This window comes from Streptomyces sp. NPDC101237 (assembly GCF_044767465.1).
In the GTDB taxonomy this organism is placed as follows: Bacteria; Actinomycetota; Actinomycetes; order Streptomycetales; family Streptomycetaceae; genus Streptomyces; species Streptomyces gramineus.
Genome location: NZ_JBIWNY010000009.1, coordinates 18252 through 35111, shown reverse-complemented (window position 1 = coordinate 35111; position 16860 = coordinate 18252). Strand labels below are relative to the sequence as shown.

Below are 16860 nucleotides of genomic sequence, written 5' to 3'. Positions count from 1 at the left end.
CGAGCGTGCCGGCGGCCCGCCGATCGGACCGCCGCCTCACTCCCTGGAGGTAGCCGTGACCACCACCGACGGATGGGGGGACGACGTCTACCAGCCCGACGGCTCCGAGATCCGCGAGGACACGGGACTGCTCGACGTGGAGGACACGCTGGAGTCCGACGGCGTCACCGATCCGCTGGACCGGGGCTGGTCCCCGCCCGAGCGGCCGTGGGCCGTGCAGCACACCGGGGTGACCGCTGCCGAGGGCCACCGGGGCGAGACCCTGGACCAGCGGCTCGCCGAGGAGCTGCCCGATCCGGAGGCCCCCGACGGCGACGGCATCGGCGACTGCCAGGGCACCGACGGCGAACCCCTGGACAACGAGGTCGGCCATCTGCGCTCCGGCCGCCTCGTGGCACCCGACGAGGGCGCTCACGAGGACGACGAGGACTGTCTGGTCGCCACCGACGTGGGGATCGACGGCGCCGGGGCCTCCGCCGAGGAGGCCGCGATGCACATCGTCGACGAGGACACCGCCTACGGCTGACGCCGCGCCCCTCTGTCCGACAGCCCCGACTGCCCCGTCCGCCCTGTCCGCCTCGTCAGAGGAGTCGCCATGCAGCAGGACAAGCAGCCCGACTACCACCCCGTGGTCTTCCGCGACCGCGCCGCCGGATACGCCTTCCTGACCCGGTCCACCGCGACCAGCGACCAGACCATCGACTGGGACGACGGCCACACCTACCCGGTGGTCGACGTGGAGATCTCCTCCGAGAGCCACCCCTTCTACACCGGGAAGGCCCGCACGGTGGACACCGAGGGCCGTGTCGCCGCCTTCGAGCGGCGCTACGGAGGAGGCTCCCCAGAGGCCGGCTGACCCCGGCAGTGCCGCGGTCAGATCATGTTCAGGGCGGCCGCGCCGCCTATGCCGCCCAGCACCATGAAGACCGGCATCAGCACCTTCAGCTCGACCCAGCTGCCTGCGCGGAACCGCATCACCTTCGGCGGGCCGATCGGGTACCACCGCTTGCGGCCGATCGGGATGGGCCACAGGATCGGGCAGCCGGAGACCGTCAGCGCGTCGCCGATGTCGTGGACCAGCGCCCCCAGCACCACCGGCAGCCCCAGCCACAGGTACTCCTGGCCGGGCTGGGTGAACAGCCAGTCCGAGCCGTTGTGCGGCTTGTCCAGGATGCCCGCGAGGATCCAGGCGCTGGTCGCGGCCAGCAGCCACACCAGCACGTCGCTGCTGGAGCCGCGGGCGGCCCGCCACAGCAGGCCCTCGATGGCCAGCACCATGTGGGCGAAGAGGATCGCCAGCACCGCCCAGCGGCCGCCGAGGATCGCCGCGGCGGAACAGCCGCCGCCGATCAGCACCGCCCACACCCAGGTGTGGGTGAGGGTCCGGTGCCCGCCGTTGCGGCGCGGGTCGCCCGGCTTCCGGGTCGACTTGTAGACGGCGTAGGAGATCTTGTCCACGATCTCGCACAGCCACCGTGACAGCGGTCCGAAGGCGCGCGAGATGGTGGCGGCCTTGTGATCTAGATCCGGGGCCAGTGCGGCGCCGGCGCAGATCAGCGCTCCGACCAGGAGCACCGGCCAGGGCATCCCGTGCCCGGCCGCGGCGGCCGCGGCTCCTACGCCGAGCCAGGCGGCGGCTCCCGACAGTGAGTGTGCTGGTCCCATCATGGCCGCTGTGCGCCCCATTCCTCGTATGCCGCTGTCCAGTTGACCGGGTGCGATGACGCTCCGTCGGCGACACAGCATAGGCGTCGTGATCATCAACCTCGAAGCCGATTCCCCCCTCGGGGGTCGGGCCAGGCAAGATGGGTGCGTGACCCTCATCGATCGACTGCCGCCGACCGCCGACCCCGACGCCCTGTACGAAGCCTTCGAGGCCTGGGCGCAGGAGCGCGGTCTCACGCTCTACCCCCACCAAGAGGAGGCGCTGATCGAGGCGGTCTCCGGGGCGAACGTGATCGTGTCGACACCGACCGGCTCCGGCAAGAGCATGATCGCCGCGGGCGCGCACTTCGCCGCCCTGGCCCGGGACGAGGTCACCTTCTACACGGCACCGATCAAGGCGCTGGTGTCGGAGAAGTTCTTCGAGCTGTGCAAGATCTTCGGCACCGAGAACGTGGGCATGCTCACCGGCGACGCCTCCGTGAACTCCGACGCGCCCGTCATCTGCTGCACCGCCGAGGTGCTCGCCTCGATCGCGCTGCGCGACGGCAGGCAGGCGGACGTCGGCCAGGTCGTCATGGACGAGTTCCACTTCTACGCCGAGGGCGACCGCGGGTGGGCGTGGCAGATCCCACTCCTCGAACTGCCGCAGGCGCAGTTCATCCTGATGTCCGCGACCCTCGGCGACGTCTCCTTCTTCGAGGAGGATCTCGCCCGCCGCACCGGCCGCCCCACCTCGGTGGTGCGTTCGGCGACCCGCCCGGTGCCGCTGTCCTACGAGTACAAGTTCACCCCGCTCACCGAGACGCTCACCGAGCTGCTGGAGAGCAGGCAGGCGCCGGTGTACATCGTGCACTTCACGCAGGCGCAGGCCGTGGAGCGGGCGCAGGCGCTGATGAGCATCAACATGTGCTCGAAGGAGGAGAAGGAGCAGATCGCCGAGCTGATCGGCAACTTCCGCTTCACCACCAAGTTCGGCCGCAACCTCTCCCGGTACGTCCGGCACGGCATCGGCGTCCATCACGCCGGCATGCTGCCGAAGTACCGGCGGCTGGTGGAGAAGCTCGCGCAGGCGGGCCTGCTGAAGGTCATCTGCGGCACCGACACCCTGGGCGTGGGCGTCAACGTGCCCATCCGTACCGTGCTGTTCACCGCCCTCACCAAGTACGACGGCAACCGGGTGCGCACCCTGCGCGCCCGTGAGTTCCACCAGATCGCCGGGCGCGCGGGCCGGGCCGGCTTCGACACGGCCGGACTCGTGGTCGCGCAGGCGCCCGAGCACGTCATCGAGAACGAGAAGGCGCTGGCGAAGGCGGGCGACGACCCGAAGAAGCGGCGCAAGGTGGTGCGCAAGAAGGCGCCGGAGGGCTTCGTCGCGTGGTCGGAGACCACGTTCGAGAAGCTGATCGCGTCCGAGCCGGAGCCGCTGACGTCGCGTTTCCGGGTGACGCACACGATGCTGCTGTCGGTGATCGCCCGGCCGGGCAACGCCTTCGAGGCGATGCGCCATCTGCTGGAGGACAACCACGAGCCGCGCAAGCAGCAGCTGCGGCACATCCGCCGAGCGATCGCCATCTACCGCTCGCTCCTCGACGGCGGCATCGTCGAGAAGCTGGACGAGCCGGACGCGACCGGCCGGATCGTCCGCCTCACGGTCGATCTCCAGCAGGACTTCGCGCTCAACCAGCCGCTGTCCACGTTCGCCCTGGCCGCGTTCGAGCTCCTCGACCCCGAATCGCCGTCCTACGCGCTCGACATGGTGTCCGTCGTCGAGTCCACCCTCGACGACCCGCGGCAGATCCTGGTCGCCCAGCTGAACAAGGCGAAGGGCGAGGCGGTGGCCGCGATGAAGGCGGACGGCGTCGAGTACGAGGAGCGCATGGAGCGCCTCCAGGACATCTCCTACCCGAAGCCCCTGGAAGAGCTGCTGTTCCACGCCTACGACACCTACCGCAAGAGCCACCCCTGGGTCGGTGACCATCCGCTGTCGCCGAAGTCGGTCATCCGGGACATGTACGAACGGGCCATGTCCTTCACCGAGTTGGTGTCCTTCTACGAACTGGCCCGCACCGAGGGCATCGTGCTGCGCTACCTGGCGAGCGCGTACAAGACGCTGGACCACAACATCCCGGACGACCTCAAGTCCGAGGACCTGCAGGACCTGATCGAGTGGCTGGGCGAGATGGTCCGGCAGGTCGACTCCAGCCTGCTGGACGAGTGGGAGCAGCTCGCCAACCCGGAGGAGATGACCGCCGAGGAGGCCCAGGAGAAGGCCGACGAGGTCAAGCCGGTCACCGCCAACGCGCGCGCCTTCAGGGTGCTGGTGCGCAACGCGATGTTCCGCCGGGTGGAGCTGGCCGCTCTCGACCATGTCGAGGAGCTGGGCGAGATGGACGCGGAGGCCGGCTGGGACGCCGAGGCCTGGGGCGAGGCGATGGACGCGTACTGGGACGAGTACGAGGACCTGGGCACCGGTCCCGACGCACGCGGTCCCAAACTGCTCGTGATCAAGGAGGAACCGGAGAACGCGCTGTGGCGCGTCCGGCAGATCTTCGACGACCCGAACGGCGACCACGACTGGGGCATCAGCGCGGAGATCGACCTGACGGCGTCCGACGCCGAGGGCCGCGCGGTCGTCCGCGTCACCGATGTCGGCCAGCTCTGACCACAGGAGAACAGCACCCATGACCAACCCGGCCGAGAGACTGGTCGACCTGCTCGACCTGGAGCAGATCGAGGTCAACATCTTCCGTGGCCGCAGCCCCCAGGAGTCCATCCAGCGGGTCTTCGGCGGCCAGGTGGCGGGCCAGGCGCTGGTCGCCGCCGGCCGCACCACGGAGGGCGACCGGCCGGTGCACTCGCTGCACGCGTACTTCCTGCGCCCGGGCCGGCCGGGCGTGCCGATCGTGTACCAGGTCGAACGGATCCGGGACGGGCGGTCGTTCACCACGCGCCGGGTCACCGCCGTGCAGCAGGGCCGCACGATCTTCAATCTGACCGCCTCCTTCCACAAGCCTGAGGTGGGAGCTTTTGAACACCAGCTGCCGCCGGCCCGCACGGTGCCGCACCCGGACTCGCTGCCGACCCTCGCAGAGGAGATCCGCAAGCATCTGGGCGAGCTGCCCGAGCAGCTGGAACGGATGGCGCGCCGCCAGCCCTTCGACATCCGTTATGTCGACCGGCTGCGCTGGAACACCGAGGAGATAGCGGGCGCCGAGCCGCGCAGCGCGGTGTGGATGCGCGCGGTCGGTCCGCTGGGCGACGATCCGCTGGTGCACACCTGCGCGCTGACCTACGCCAGCGACATGACCCTGCTGGACGCGGTGCGGGTCCCCGTCGAGCCGCTGTGGGGGCCGCGGAACTTCGACATGGCCTCCCTGGACCACGCCATGTGGTTCCACCGGCCGTTCCGTGCCGACGAGTGGTTCCTGTACGAGCAGGAGTCACCCATCGCCACCGGCGGGCTGGGCCTCGCCCGCGGACGGGTCTACGACCTGGAGGGACGGCTGCTGGTGTCGGTCGTGCAGGAAGGGCTGTTCAGGGCCCTGTAGTACAGGCGCATCAAGCCGCGCAGGCCACGCGGCTGCTCGGCTCGCGCCGGCGCGGGGAGCGGTGGCCGGGTGGCGGCCTGGTGCGGCCGCGGGGCGGGGCGGGGCGCGGGCCGGACCGTGCGGGCTTCCGCCACGACCCGTGCCAGGTCGTTGCGGAGCCAGTCGATCTCGTCCGGTTCGTCCGCCGTCATCAGGTCCTCGGCGAGCTGCGCGCTCGGTGACCCCGGTGCCCCGTGAGCGGGCGGGGCGGCCCGGAGCGCCTTCACGTGCGCACGCTCATGAGGATCCGTCAGGACGTCGTCGATCTCGTCGGGGTCCAGGAAACCGGCCAGCGCGCCGGCCCGCTCCCACGGTCCGTCCGCGGCCCTCAACAGGAATCCGCAGTGGCGTCCGCGCCAGTTGCGGGCCCGTTGGTCCGCCCCCGCCCTGAGCCGGTCCCGCAGTTCCCCGGGCGTGGGGCCGGTGAGCAGCACGGCGTTCTTCTCGTCGGCCGCGAACTGCCGCAGCTCCGCCGCCAGGTAGAGCCAGACCACGGCCCGGTAGCGGTTCGGGTACCAGTTCACGGGGGTCACCAGGCCGAGTTTCGCGAAGCGGGTGAACCGGCCCGAGGGGATCCCCAACAGCGCCGCGCCCTCGGTGGTGCCGACGGCTCGCACGCTCTCGCGGAGTTCGTCCGCCCGGTCGCGGAGCCGTTCGATCTCGGCGCGGGCGACGCGCCGGCCTCCGCCTCCCTCGTCGGGCACCGTGCGGATCCGGCCGAGATGCACCGCGAGGTCGAACTCACCTCGCCTGAGGCCCAGTTCGCGGGCGGCGCGGCCGAAGGTGTGGTGCAGCGGGCGGGGTCGGGCGATGGCGGTGGCGGTGGCGGTGGCGGACATGGTCGTACTCCCCCGTGGAGCGGGTGGCTCGCGCCGGATGCGCTCGCCGTGGAAAAACCGTAGCCGCTCCGGCGGATCTCCTGGCGGGCCTGTGGACAACTCCGCAGCAGGGGATGAATCAGCAGGTCAGAGGTCTACTGCGGAGGAGCGCTCGGGTTGCCTGACGTCCACGCCGAGGTGTTCGCCGACCCGGTTGACGAGCAGGGTCATCTCGTAGGCGATCTGGCCGATGTCCGCCTCGGCGCCGCTGAGCACGCACAGGCAGCTGCCGGTCCCGGCGGCGGTGACGAAGAGGACCGCGTCGTCGTACTCGATCATCGTCTGGCGGACCTGGCCGGCGCCGAAGTGCCGTCCGGAGCCCTTGGCGAGGCTGTGCAGCCCGGAGGCGACGGCGGCCAGATGCTCCGCGTCCTCCCGGCGAAGTCCGGTGCTCGCCCCGGTGACCAGCCCGTCGTTCGACAGGATCAGCGCGTGCCGTACGTGCTCCACGCGCTCGGTCAGGTCGTCGAGCAGCCAGCCCAGTCCCTGGTTCTGCGCCATCTCCTGGTCTCTCCCCGTGTGCCGTCTCCCCCTGGCTGGAGGATCTCCCCGCCAGCCTTCCCCACCACCGGCGTCCGGGCAAGGAGGATGGCCGCATGGCACAGAAGATGACCGACGAGGAATGGCGGGCGTTCGTCTCGCACGGCACCCGCACCGGCAAGCTGTCCACCGTCAACGCCGACGGCAGTCCGCACGTGGCGCCCGTGTGGTTCCTGCTGGACGGCGACGAACTGGTCTTCAACACCGGCAAGGAGACGGTGAAGGGGCGGAACCTGGCCCGGGACGCGCGGGTCGCCCTGTGCGTGGACGACGACCGGCCCCCTTTCCATTTCGTGGTCCTGAACGGGACCGCCCGGCTGTCGGAGGAACCCGGCGCGTTGCGTGACTGGGCCGCCCGCATCGCGGGCCGTTACATGGGAGAGGACCGTGCGGAGGAGTTCGGCGCCCGCAACGGCGTCCCGGGCGAACTGCTCGTGCGGGTCACCGTGGAGAAGGTGGTGGCGATGAAGGACCTCGCCGCCTGACGCTCAGCTCACCGAGTCCAGGAGCCGGGCGGTGTGCATCCGCCCGGCGTACTCGACGAGCCGCACCAGCACCTCCTTGCCGGAGTCCCGGTCCCGGGCGTCGCACAGCACCACGGGCGTGCCCCGTTCGAGGTCCAGGGCGCGGGAGACGTCGAGCGCTCCGTAGGACCTCGCGCCGACGAAGCAGTTGACGGCGACGACGAAGGGGATGTGCCGGTGCTCGAAGTAGTCGACCGCCGGGAAGCAGTCCTCCAGGCGGCGGGTGTCGGCGAGGACGACGGCGCCGAGGGCTCCTTGCGACAACTCGTCCCACAGGAACCAGAATCGGTCCTGCCCCGGGGTCCCGAAGAGGTACAGGGAGAGCCCGGAGCGGATGGTGATGCGTCCGAAGTCCATGGCGACGGTGGTGGTGACCTTGTGGTCCACGCCGTCGGTGTCGTCCACCAGTTGGCCGGCCTCGCTGAGCATCTCCTCGGTGCGCAGCGGCCGGATCTCGCTGACGGCACCGACCAGGGTCGTCTTTCCGACGCCGAAACCGCCGGCCACCAGAATCTTCAGGGCCAGGGCCGATCCGTCGTCGTCGGCGGCGGACTCGTCGGCGGCGGACTCGGAGTACTCGGAGACCATGATCACTTCTCTCGTGTGGGCCGGCTGCGGACGGCCTGCCCGGGAACCTCGGGCGGCGGAGCCAGCAGCATGGCAACCGCTGTTCCCCAGCGGGCGATGGGACCGAAACGCGTCTGTTCTGACCGAGACGCGCCCGGTTGCTTCCGGTTGCTCGTCTACAGTGCTCGCAATCCCGCGATGACCTCGTGCAGGATCCGTTCGTCGGGAAGCTGGGCCGGCGGCACCGGCCGGCTCACGGTGACGCAGCCCATTTCCAGCAGATCACCCAGGAGGACCCGGACCACGCCCACCGGCAGGTCCGCGTCCGCGGCGAGTTCGGCGACGGACTGCGTTTCCGTCCGGCACAGCTCGATCAGCGTCCGGTGTTCGGGGCCGAGCGCCATGCCGTCGTCGGCTCCGCGCGCGCCCGGGTCCAGCGAGACCAGGGCGATGAGGTCGAACCGGACTCCGGCGGGGCCGGATCTGGTGCGGCCGCCGGTCATGGCGTAGGGGCGCACGAGGGGCCCTGCCTCGCCGTCGTACCACTGGCTGCCCTGCTCGTCGAGCGGGGTGCCCGTCGTGTTCTCGGTCATCGGGGACGCTTCCGGGTCAGCCGGCGGCGGGCGGCCGGGCGCCGACCCGCGGTGCGGTGCGCAGGTGCTCGCCGACGCGTTTGACCAGGCGCGCCATCTCGTAGGCGACCAGGCCGATGTCGGCGGTGACGGCGGTGAGCACGGCGAGGCAGGAGCCGTCGCCCGCGGCGGCCACGAAGAGGAAGGCGTCGTCCATCTCGACCATCGTCTGTCGCACCCCGCCCGCCCCGAAGTGCCGTCCCGTGCCCTTGGCGAGACTGTTGAAGCCGGATGCGACGGCGGCCAGGTGCTCGGCGTCCTCCCGTCCGAGGGCGGTCGAGGCGCCGACGGCGAGGCCGTCGTTGGAGAGCACCACCGCGTGCCGTACCTCCTCGACGCGCAGCACCAGGTCGTCCAGCAGCCAGTCGAGTTCACCGGATCGGCGGTCGGCCCTCATGCCGGGGTCCTGGATCATGCGTGGTCTCCTTCGGTGCGGTCGGTGGCGTGGTCGTGTTCCGGTGTGGCGCGGCCGGGTTGCCTGCCGCCGCCCCGCGCCCAGCCGTCGCGGTAGGCCGTCATGCGTGCGCGGACGAGTTCGGGGGTGCGCTCGTCCGCGCTTCGGGCGGGCTCGGGTTCTTCGGCGCGCGGGTCGCGCAGTTGGGGGGCGAGGTTCGCCTGGCGTACCCGGCGCGGGAGGTCGTCGTCGCGGGTATCGGAGTCGTGCGGTGGGCGGTGTGGCCTCAAGGTCGTGACTCCGGGGGGTGATGGTTCGGGTGCCGGGTGGACGCCGGTGCGGACGGGGTGCGTCGCGGCGATCGCGGGGCGGGCGGCGGGGGCCTCGGCGGGCGGCAGGTCGGTGCCGGGCACGCGTGCGTGCTCGCGTGCCGATACCTGTCGGATGCCGACGGCCTGACGGCCGGAACGTTCCGGCGGACCGCCGTGCAGCAGGGTCTTCGGCACCAGGACGACCGCGGTGGTGCCTCCGTAGGGAGACGTCCGCAGGTGTACTCCGATGCCGTGGCGGGCCGCGAGCCGGCTGACGACGAACAGGCCGAGCCGATCGCTGTCGAACAGGTCGAGGGCCTCGGACTGCTCGATGCGCCGGTTGGCCTCGGCGAGCGTCTCCTGGCCCATGCCGAGCCCGCGGTCCTCGACCTCCAGGGCGTAACCGTTGCCGACGGGTTCCCCGGAGACCCGCACGCGCGTGTGCGGCGGCGAGAACTGGGCGGCGTTCTCGACCAGTTCGGCCAGCAGGTGCGTGAGGTCGGCCACGGCCGCGCCCGTGACGGCCGCCTCGGGGAACTGCCGTACCTCCACGCGCGCGTAGTCCTCGACTTCCGACACCGCGGCCCGTACGACGTTGGTCAGGGAGACGGGCGTGCGCCAGGCCCGGCCCGGTGCCGCCCCGGAGAGGATGATCAGGCTCTCCGCGTGTCGGCGCATCCGGGTGGTGAGGTGGTCCAGGCGGAACAGGTCGCCGAGTTCGCTGGGGTCGTCGGAGCGGCGTTCCATGCTGTCCAGCAGGTTCAGCTGACGGTGGACCAGCACCTGGCTGCGGCGGGCGAGATTGACGAACACGCCCGAGATGCCGCTGGCGAGTTCGGCGCGTTCCACGGCGGCGCGCAGGGCGGCCCGGTGCACGGTGGTGAGGGCTTCCACGACCTGTCCGGTCTCGTCCTCCGCGGGCGGACCCTGGGGGGTCTCCGCCCGCACGTCGATCTCCTCGCCCGCCCGCAGTCTGCGCATCGCCTCGGGCAGCTTTCGCCGGGCGATCTCCAGCGCGCTGTTGCGCAGGGTGACCAGTTCGACCACGAGTCCGCGTCCGATGCGAACGGAGATGACGAGGGATGCGGCCACCGCGAGGAGGCCGAACAGGACGGCCGCGCCGGCCGGGGTGAGCAGGCCGCGGGCGAACGGGTCGGACCGGCCGGCGACCGCGTGTGCCGTGCCGGTCTCGATGGCCCGCATCCCGTCCCGCACGCGCGCGTGTGCACTGTCCCACGTCGTCTCCGGGGCCGCGCCGAGCGCGTCCGCTCCGGGGCGGCCCGCGAGGACGCCGTCCTCGGCGGCGCTCAGCGCGGCGTAGTCGTCGCCTTCCGCGAGCCGCCGCCAGGCGGTGCGCTGGGCTCCGGGCAGGTCGGCGACGGCCGCGTCGGTCAGGACACGGCGGGCGCCGACGGCGCCGGTGAACAGGCCCAGTCGCGTGCCGTCCAGGCCGCCGGTCCGCCGCGCGCCGGCGAGCAGCGCGTCCTCCTGGGCCAGTGCCTCTCCCGCGCGGGAGAATTCGAGCAGCACGCGCGCGTCGGCGCCCATGTCGTCCGCCTGGACGCCGCTGAGGGCACCGTCGACGGTGAAGGCCGTGGCGATGGTCCGTGTGTACCGCTCGTAGGTCTCGTCCCGGCCGGCGCCGCGGTCGAGCACCGCCGTCCGCAGGGTGGGCAGGCTTGCGGCGCCGGTGACGAAGGTCCGCAGGCGTCCGGCGACTCCGGAGGGCAGTTCGCCGCTGTCGGCGACGGTGCCGTCCTTGCCGAGCCGCAGCGCGGCCACGGCCTTGTCGGTCCGGGCACCGAGCGTCCTGAGGTCGGCGGCCTGTGCGGTGGTGGGACCGCCGGCATAGCGGACGGCGGCGGTGCGCTCGGCCTGGAGCGCGGCGACGGCGTCGGCGACCGGAGTCCGCAGCGCTGCGTCGACGCGCTGGGACTGGCGCAGCCGGGAGACGTCCTGCGCGGTGGTGACCGTGGCGTACGCCCACAGGGCGAGCAGGGACACGACCGGCACCATGAGCAGGCAGACGACCTTCGCCCGGACGGTCCGCGGCCGGATCCGCCAGCCTCCGGCGGGCGCGCCCCCGCCCGCCGCGGCGGCGAGGTCCTCGGCCGGTTCGTCGGCGGGTGCTCCGGCGTGCGCGCGGCGGCCTCGGGCCGGGCGCGAGGACGGTTCCTGCGGGCCTGCTGTGGGGGTCCTTCGCGGTGTACGCATGGCCTCCTCGCTCGGAAGTGGGTCGGGGACAGCGGGGCCGGGTCGGTGCGATCCGGCATGCCGCGACGGCGCGGGGCCGGTCAGCGGGCGGCGCCGGCGACGGGCCGCTGGGCGGACGCGGACTCCGCGCTTTCCCCGGCCGTGGGCGACAGGGCGACGAAGGCTGAAGTGATGAACAGATAGGACCCGAGCCCGACGGCGAGCGGGAAGATGAACTGCATCGCGGTGGCGCCGGGCAGAGCGGCCGAAGAGGGCGTGACGTGCACGCCGACCGCGAACATCCCGGTGTAGTGCATGCTGCTGACGGCCGCGCCCATGACCAGGGAGGCGACGGTGACCGCTACGGGTGACCTGATGTTGAGCGCCGCCCACAGCGCCGCGGTCGCGGCGGCCACCGCGATGAGCACGGAGAGCCCGACGAGCATCGGGTCGTAACGCACGTCACCGTGCAGCCGGACCGCCGCCATGCCGAGGTAGTGCATGCTTGCGACGCCCAGGCCGGTGGTGAGACCGCCCGCCAGCAGGGCTCGGTTGCGATCACGGCCGTAGCCGACGGCGAAGACGCCCGCGGTGACCACGAGCACGGCGACGAACAGGCTGAGGATGGTCAGCGGCACGTCGTAGCGGATGTCGGTGCCGCTGACGCCGAAGCCGAGCATCGCCACGAAGTGCATGGTCCAGATGCCGGTGCCCAGCGCGGAGGCCGCGGTGAGCAGCCAGTTGCGGCGCGCTCGGCCGGTGCTGCCGAGCGCGCGGACGGTGCAGCGCAGGCCCAGTGCGGCGCCTGTGCAGGCCATCACGTACGACAGCACGGGGGTCAGCCAGCCGAAGGTGGCGTGGTCCAGGTGTCCCATGGCCAAAGGACGCTAGGTGGCACGGACGCACAAAGGGGGCGCATTTCGAAAGGTGTTGCAATATGACCCGGAGATGTGTCGGAACGATCGCCTCCGGCTCGAACGTGCGCGCAGGTTCGTCCTCCGTGACGGTGAGGGAACATGCGGAACATGAGCGATGACCACACGGACGTCCAGGAGTTCTTCACCGCGCGAGCGGCCGGCTGGGACAGCAGGTTCCCCGACGACGGTCCCGCGTACGCGGCGGCGGTGGCCGAGCTGGGGCTGCGCCCGGGCGACCGGGTGCTCGACGCGGGCTGCGGCACCGGCCGCGCGCTGCCGCCGCTGCGCGCGGCGGTGGGGCCCTCGGGCCGGGTCATCGGGCTGGATCTGACCCCGGCGATGCTCCAGGCCGCCGTACGGGCCGGACGGCATCGCGACGGGAGCCTGGTGCTCGCCGACGTCGCCGCCCTGCCGGTGCGCTCGGAGTCCCTGGACGCCGTGTTCGCCGCGGGCCTGATCGCCCACTTGCCGCGGCCCGACCGGAATCTGCGGGAGCTGGCGCGTGTGGTCCGGCCCGGCGGCAGGCTCGCCCTGTTCCACCCCATCGGCCGGGCCGCCCTGGCGGCGCGGCAGGGACGCCGGATCACCCCGGACGACCTGCGCGCGCAGGGCAATCTGGGCCCGCTCCTGGCGGGTTCGGGCTGGCGGATGACGTCGTACGCGGACCAGGACGCCAGGTTCCTCGCAGTGGCGGTCCGCGAGGACTAGCCGCCAGGACGCGGGCTCGCCGTGCCCGGCCACCCTCGTCGGACCGGGACCGGGACCGGGACCGGGATCCGCCGTCCGTCCGGTCACGCCCTCTTCTGTCGCGGGGACTTCGACTCTACGTTCGATGACAGAAGGGCCGTGTTGGCGAGCGACCTTCAAGCGACAGCCGACAAGGGAAGGCGGCCGGCATGTTCGACCGGATGCGCAGGTACGCGGAGAGGGTTCGCGGCACCGGGGACACCCAGGTGCCGGAGCGGCGTGAAAAGCGTCCGCACAACTTGTTCGAGGCCGCGGCGGTGTACGTCGCGGCCCGCGCGGAGGACGATCAGGACCGGATCGAGGAGGCGGCGGGCTGGGTGTCGCCGGAGGCGCTGTCGTTCGGGGTGAGCGAACTGGCCTGCCGTGCCGTCGTCACGCTGGCCCGGGAACGCGGGGAGTCGCCGCGGACGGTGGCCCGCGACCTTCTCGGGCTGCCGGCCGCCTGAGGCTTCGCCCCACCGAGGCCGTTTCGTCCCCGTCCCGGTGGAAAGCTGCAGCTCCGGGTGTGGTGGCTGGTCGTGACAACGGCCTTCCGCTCGCACTAGGGTGCGCGCCGTTGGACGAACGACTGGGAGGCAGGCATGGCCGGGACGACGGACGAGGAGGCTCTCGCCGCCGCGGAGGAGGCGCTGTACGTACTCACGGCGGTGCTGCTGACGCCAGCGAAGTTTCCGAGCGTGCTGGGCGACGACTATCCGGAGGCCTGCGCCGCACTGGAGCTGGCACCGCGCGCCGACGGCTACGGCCTGGTGCTCGGCCAGGACGGCGGCGGGGCGCGCTGGACGGTCGTCGTGGACGACGTGTCACTGGTCGCCGTCGCGATCGCCTCGTGGGACTGCGGCATGGAGCACGACCTCTCCCCCGACGAACGTACGGTGGTCGCCGCGCTGCCCGGCTGGCCGCTCGCGGTAGCCGTGGCGGCCCCCAACGTGCCCGCGCCTCACGATCCGGGCCCCGAGATGGCCGACCGTGCCCCGCTGACCCCTCCCGACACCAGTTCCTGGGGCCCGGCGCAACGACGGCTGGGCGCGGACGAGATCGCCCTCCAGTGGGCGGTCTGGCGGGAGCAGATCGGCGACGACCACTTCCCGACGCCGACGGAGGCACCGGCGAACCCCACGCAGGCCTCGGGCGGCGGCGACGCGTCCCCGAAGGGACACCTCGGGATCCGGCGCGTCCTGGCCGAGGCGCGCGCCTACGTGGACACGCCTCCGCCGCTGGGCCGGGTCCGCTCCTCGTTCGCCCCGGGTGACGCCCGTACGCTGCGTGCCGACGGGCCCGGCTGGTCGATGGTGGCGCGCACCGACGACATCGCCTTCGTCCTCCTCGACGACGAACCCGGCGAGGTCCTGCCCGTGGGCAGGGGCCCCGAGCTCCCCGGCCTCCTGGAGGCGCTCGACAAGATGGCCGTACGGCCCCTGTGAGCCTTCCCGGGTCCGGCCAACGCCGCGGGTCCCGAGATCTCGGGCCGGTGACTCAGCGGCCGATCTCCTTGCGCGTGACCCTGCGCAGCCTGCGCCGCTGCGACGGGTCCAGGGTCAGGTAGGCGGCCACCGGGACGCCGACCACGATCAGGAACGTCACCCACCAGGGCAGCCATATCAGCAGGATGAGCCCGACCGCCACACCGCCCACGGCGATCTTCGCGTTCTTCGACATCAGCGTCGCCTCCTTCGCGGCCACTGCCGCTCTCTGATGTGAGAACGGGCCCGCGCCTCCCGCGGTTCCGGTCCGCGTCCCTGAGACATCCCTGACGAGCGACCCCTACTGGTCCCGGACGCCGGGTCGAACAGCTTGTGAAGCGATGCCCCTCTCAGCGTAGCGACTCCGCGCCGTCTGCCGGAACGAGCTGTTCCCCTGACCCGGTCCTGTGGAGCACGTCGACGCCGGCTCCCCCGAGGCCCGGGGCCGACGACGGCCGCACGAGATCATCCCGGCAGGGAGGGCAGCAGTGAGTCCAGGCCGCTCGGCAGGTCGCTGGGCAGTTCCGACGGCCAGCCGGACGGGAGCCCGCTCGGCAGTCCGGACGGAAGACCGCTCGGCAGTCCCGAGGGGAGGGTGCTGGGCAACTGCGTCGGGAGGCTGAGAGAGGGGCGCGGGGAGCCGGACGGGGTCGGGCTGCCGGAGCTGGACGTGCCGGCCGGTGAACCACCGCCGCCGGAGACGATCAGGATCGCGACGATGACGACGACGGCGGCAGCCAGCACGGCGAGTACGGCGTACAGGGGACCCCTGCGCCGGCGGGGCGGCTCCGGCGTCCAGCCGACGGCGGTGGGCGGGCCGTAGTCACCGGACCCCCCTCCCTGAGGTGGTCCGAATCCTCCGTACGCAGACGGGTCGTAACCTCCGCCCGAGGGCGGGGTACCGTTCGGCGGGCCGGGCGGGCGGGGCGGTACGGGCGGTATGGCCATACCGCCAAGAGTCACCGCGTACCGGTCATCGCGCGAGACCCGCGCGGGAGTTGATACGGACTCGGGCAACGGACCGCACGATTCCGGAGCATTGTCCGTGATTCCGGAGCGTTGTCCGTGCGGTCCGGTCGTGCGCGTGCGGTGATCCGTGCGGCGCACGCACTGTCACGGACAACGGCACGCGCGCGTGCGGGCGGGCACCCCTCGGGGAGCGGGCCGCACGCGCGCGTCCTCGTTCAGCCGCGGGCGCCCAGCAGGTGGTCCATCGCCAGTTGGTCGAGCTGCTCGAAGGCCATGCCGCGGGCGGCGACCGCCTCGACGTCGAACTCCTCGAAAGCCGCGCGGTCGGCGAGCAGCGCCTGGAGGCCGTCGCCGGCCGTGGGCTGGGCCAGCTGGTCCAGGCGGGAGGCGCGCAGGGCTTCCTGGACCTCGGGGTCCGCGCGGAAGGCCGCGGTGCGCTCCTTGAGGATCAGGTAGTTGCGCATGCAGCCGGCGGCGGAGGCCCACACGCCGTCGAGGTCCTCGGTGCGCGGCGGCTTGAAGTCGAAGTGCTTCGGGCCCTGGTAGCCGGCGCTCTCCAGCAGGTCGACCAGCCAGAAGGCGGCACGCAGGTCACCGGCGCCGAAGCGCAGGTCCTGGTCGTACTTGATGCCGGACTGGCCGTTGAGGTCGATGTGGAAGAGCTTGCCGGCCCACAGGGCCTGCGCGATGCCGTGCGGGAAGTTCAGGCCGGCCATCTGCTCGTGGCCCACCTCGGGGTTGACGCCGTACAGCTCGGGGCGCTCCAGGCGCTCGATGAACGCGAGCGCGTGGCCGACGGTGGGGAGCAGGATGTCGCCGCGGGGCTCGTTCGGCTTGGGCTCGATGGCGAAGCGCAGGTCGTAGCCCTGGGAGGTGACGTACTCGCCGAGGAGGTCGAAGGCCTCCTTCATGCGGTCGAGGGCGACGCGCACGTCCTTGGCGGCGCCGGACTCCGCGCCCTCGCGGCCGCCCCAGGCGACGTACGTCTCGGCACCCAGTTCGGCGGCCAGGTCGATGTTGCGGATGGTCTTGCGCAGCGCGTAGCGGCGCACGTCGCGGTCGTTCGCGGTGAACGCGCCGTCCTTGAAGACCGGGTGGGTGAAGAGGTTCGTGGTCGCCATCGGCACCTTCATGCCGGTGGCGTCGAGGGCCTGGCGGAACCGCTTGATGTGCGATTCGCGCTCGGTGTCCGAGGACCCGAAGGGGATCAGGTCGTCGTCGTGGAACGTCACACCGTGGGCGCCCAGTTCGGACAGGCGCTGCACCGTCTCGACGGGGTCGAGGGCGCGACGGGTGGCGTCGCCGAACGGGTCCCTTCCCTGCCAGCCGACGGTCCACAGGCCGAAGGTGAACCTGTCCTCGGGGGTGGGCTGGTAGCTCATGCCGCGGCTCCTTGCTCGGGGGTTCTGCGCGAAGACTGTGCCGGACGACTGTCGTGCCGACTATTTCGTCATGGCGGTTTACAAATTAGTA

The 16860-nt window shown here is 72.0% G+C and carries 19 protein-coding genes; 8 read left to right on the top strand and 11 right to left on the bottom strand.

All coding sequences use genetic code 11. The features are described 5' to 3' along the window. Nucleotides 1-55: 55 nt before the first annotated feature. Together ACIRQ9_RS16030 and ACIRQ9_RS16025 are read left to right on the top strand one after the other, a co-directional pair. On the top strand, nt 56-526 hold the full coding sequence (locus ACIRQ9_RS16030; RefSeq protein WP_404172589.1) for a DUF5709 domain-containing protein: 471 nt from the start codon (nt 56-58) through the stop codon (nt 524-526). A gap of 69 nt (nt 527-595) precedes the next feature. Next, nucleotides 596-856 carry a type B 50S ribosomal protein L31 gene (locus ACIRQ9_RS16025; RefSeq protein WP_404172586.1) on the top strand — a complete coding sequence of 87 codons (261 nt, stop codon included), beginning with the start codon at nt 596-598 and terminating at the stop codon, nt 854-856. A 17-nt stretch (nt 857-873) separates the two neighbouring features. On the opposite strand, the gene ACIRQ9_RS16020 is transcribed toward ACIRQ9_RS16025, so the two are convergent. Next, nucleotides 874-1668, bottom strand: a complete 795-nt coding sequence (locus ACIRQ9_RS16020; protein ID WP_404172583.1) for a metal-dependent hydrolase — start codon at nt 1666-1668, stop codon at nt 874-876. A gap of 145 nt (nt 1669-1813) precedes the next feature. Between ACIRQ9_RS16020 and ACIRQ9_RS16015 the strand changes: the two genes are divergently transcribed. Next, a complete protein-coding gene (locus ACIRQ9_RS16015; protein WP_404172580.1) occupies nt 1814-4327 on the top strand; it encodes a DUF3516 domain-containing protein in 2514 nt (837 codons plus the stop codon). Nucleotides 4328-4346: 19 nt separating this feature from the next. Continuing rightward, nucleotides 4347-5213 carry an acyl-CoA thioesterase II gene (locus tag ACIRQ9_RS16010; protein WP_351322407.1) on the top strand — a complete coding sequence of 289 codons (867 nt, stop codon included), beginning with the start codon at nt 4347-4349 and terminating at the stop codon, nt 5211-5213. Here ACIRQ9_RS16010 and ACIRQ9_RS16005 read toward each other — a convergent pair. Together ACIRQ9_RS16005 and ACIRQ9_RS16000 are read right to left on the bottom strand one after the other, a co-directional pair. Further along, a complete protein-coding gene (locus ACIRQ9_RS16005; RefSeq protein WP_404172577.1) occupies nt 5150-6091 on the bottom strand; it encodes a DUF6397 family protein in 942 nt (313 codons plus the stop codon). The two genes, ACIRQ9_RS16010 and ACIRQ9_RS16005, sit on opposite strands and share 64 nt — an antisense overlap. A gap of 126 nt (nt 6092-6217) precedes the next feature. Then, nucleotides 6218-6631 (bottom strand): roadblock/LC7 domain-containing protein, encoded by a 414-nt coding sequence (locus ACIRQ9_RS16000; RefSeq protein ID WP_404172574.1) that lies wholly within the window; start codon nt 6629-6631, stop codon nt 6218-6220. Between the two features lie 95 nt (nt 6632-6726). On the opposite strand from ACIRQ9_RS16000, the gene ACIRQ9_RS15995 reads away from it, so the two are divergent. After that, nucleotides 6727-7155: a PPOX class F420-dependent oxidoreductase gene (locus ACIRQ9_RS15995; protein WP_404172571.1), complete on the top strand. Its 429-nt coding sequence runs from the start codon at nt 6727-6729 to the stop codon at nt 7153-7155. Nucleotides 7156-7158: 3 nt separating this feature from the next. On the opposite strand, the gene ACIRQ9_RS15990 is transcribed toward ACIRQ9_RS15995, so the two are convergent. The 5 genes from ACIRQ9_RS15990 to ACIRQ9_RS15970 all read right to left on the bottom strand — a co-directional run bounded on the left by ACIRQ9_RS15990 (nt 7159) and on the right by ACIRQ9_RS15970 (nt 12166). After that, nucleotides 7159-7782, bottom strand: a complete 624-nt coding sequence (locus ACIRQ9_RS15990; RefSeq protein ID WP_404172568.1) for a GTP-binding protein — start codon at nt 7780-7782, stop codon at nt 7159-7161. A 155-nt stretch (nt 7783-7937) separates the two neighbouring features. After that, nucleotides 7938-8354, bottom strand: a complete 417-nt coding sequence (locus ACIRQ9_RS15985; RefSeq protein ID WP_404172565.1) for a DUF742 domain-containing protein — start codon at nt 8352-8354, stop codon at nt 7938-7940. A 16-nt stretch (nt 8355-8370) separates the two neighbouring features. Continuing rightward, entirely contained in the window at nt 8371-8808 is a 438-nt protein-coding gene (locus ACIRQ9_RS15980; RefSeq protein WP_404172562.1) for a roadblock/LC7 domain-containing protein, read from the bottom strand. Continuing rightward, a complete protein-coding gene (locus tag ACIRQ9_RS15975; RefSeq protein ID WP_404172560.1) occupies nt 8805-11312 on the bottom strand; it encodes a nitrate- and nitrite sensing domain-containing protein in 2508 nt (835 codons plus the stop codon). The genes ACIRQ9_RS15980 and ACIRQ9_RS15975 overlap by 4 nt, the downstream gene beginning before the upstream one ends. An 80-nt stretch (nt 11313-11392) precedes the next feature. Then, nucleotides 11393-12166 carry an MHYT domain-containing protein gene (locus tag ACIRQ9_RS15970; protein ID WP_404172556.1) on the bottom strand — a complete coding sequence of 258 codons (774 nt, stop codon included), beginning with the start codon at nt 12164-12166 and terminating at the stop codon, nt 11393-11395. A gap of 150 nt (nt 12167-12316) precedes the next feature. On the opposite strand from ACIRQ9_RS15970, the gene ACIRQ9_RS15965 reads away from it, so the two are divergent. From ACIRQ9_RS15965 to ACIRQ9_RS15955, 3 genes are all read left to right on the top strand, one after another. Beyond that, the gene (locus tag ACIRQ9_RS15965) at nt 12317-12916 is read left to right on the top strand and encodes a class I SAM-dependent methyltransferase (RefSeq protein ID WP_404172553.1); all 600 of its coding nucleotides are present in this window, start codon (nt 12317-12319) and stop codon (nt 12914-12916) included. A 188-nt stretch (nt 12917-13104) separates the two neighbouring features. Continuing rightward, on the top strand, nt 13105-13401 hold the full coding sequence (locus tag ACIRQ9_RS15960) for a hypothetical protein (protein ID WP_404172550.1): 297 nt from the start codon (nt 13105-13107) through the stop codon (nt 13399-13401). Nucleotides 13402-13536: 135 nt separating this feature from the next. After that, nucleotides 13537-14379 carry a hypothetical protein gene (locus ACIRQ9_RS15955; RefSeq protein WP_404172547.1) on the top strand — a complete coding sequence of 281 codons (843 nt, stop codon included), beginning with the start codon at nt 13537-13539 and terminating at the stop codon, nt 14377-14379. Between the two features lie 52 nt (nt 14380-14431). On the opposite strand, the gene ACIRQ9_RS15950 is transcribed toward ACIRQ9_RS15955, so the two are convergent. The 3 genes from ACIRQ9_RS15950 to xylA all read right to left on the bottom strand — a co-directional run bounded on the left by ACIRQ9_RS15950 (nt 14432) and on the right by xylA (nt 16769). Then, nucleotides 14432-14614: a hypothetical protein gene (locus ACIRQ9_RS15950; RefSeq protein ID WP_351322844.1), complete on the bottom strand. Its 183-nt coding sequence runs from the start codon at nt 14612-14614 to the stop codon at nt 14432-14434. A gap of 269 nt (nt 14615-14883) precedes the next feature. Next, entirely contained in the window at nt 14884-15162 is a 279-nt protein-coding gene (locus ACIRQ9_RS15945; protein WP_404172544.1) for a hypothetical protein, read from the bottom strand. Between the two features lie 440 nt (nt 15163-15602). Further along, a complete protein-coding gene (xylA, locus tag ACIRQ9_RS15940) occupies nt 15603-16769 on the bottom strand; it encodes a xylose isomerase (protein WP_404172541.1) in 1167 nt (388 codons plus the stop codon). Between the last annotated feature and the right edge of the window lie 91 nt (nt 16770-16860).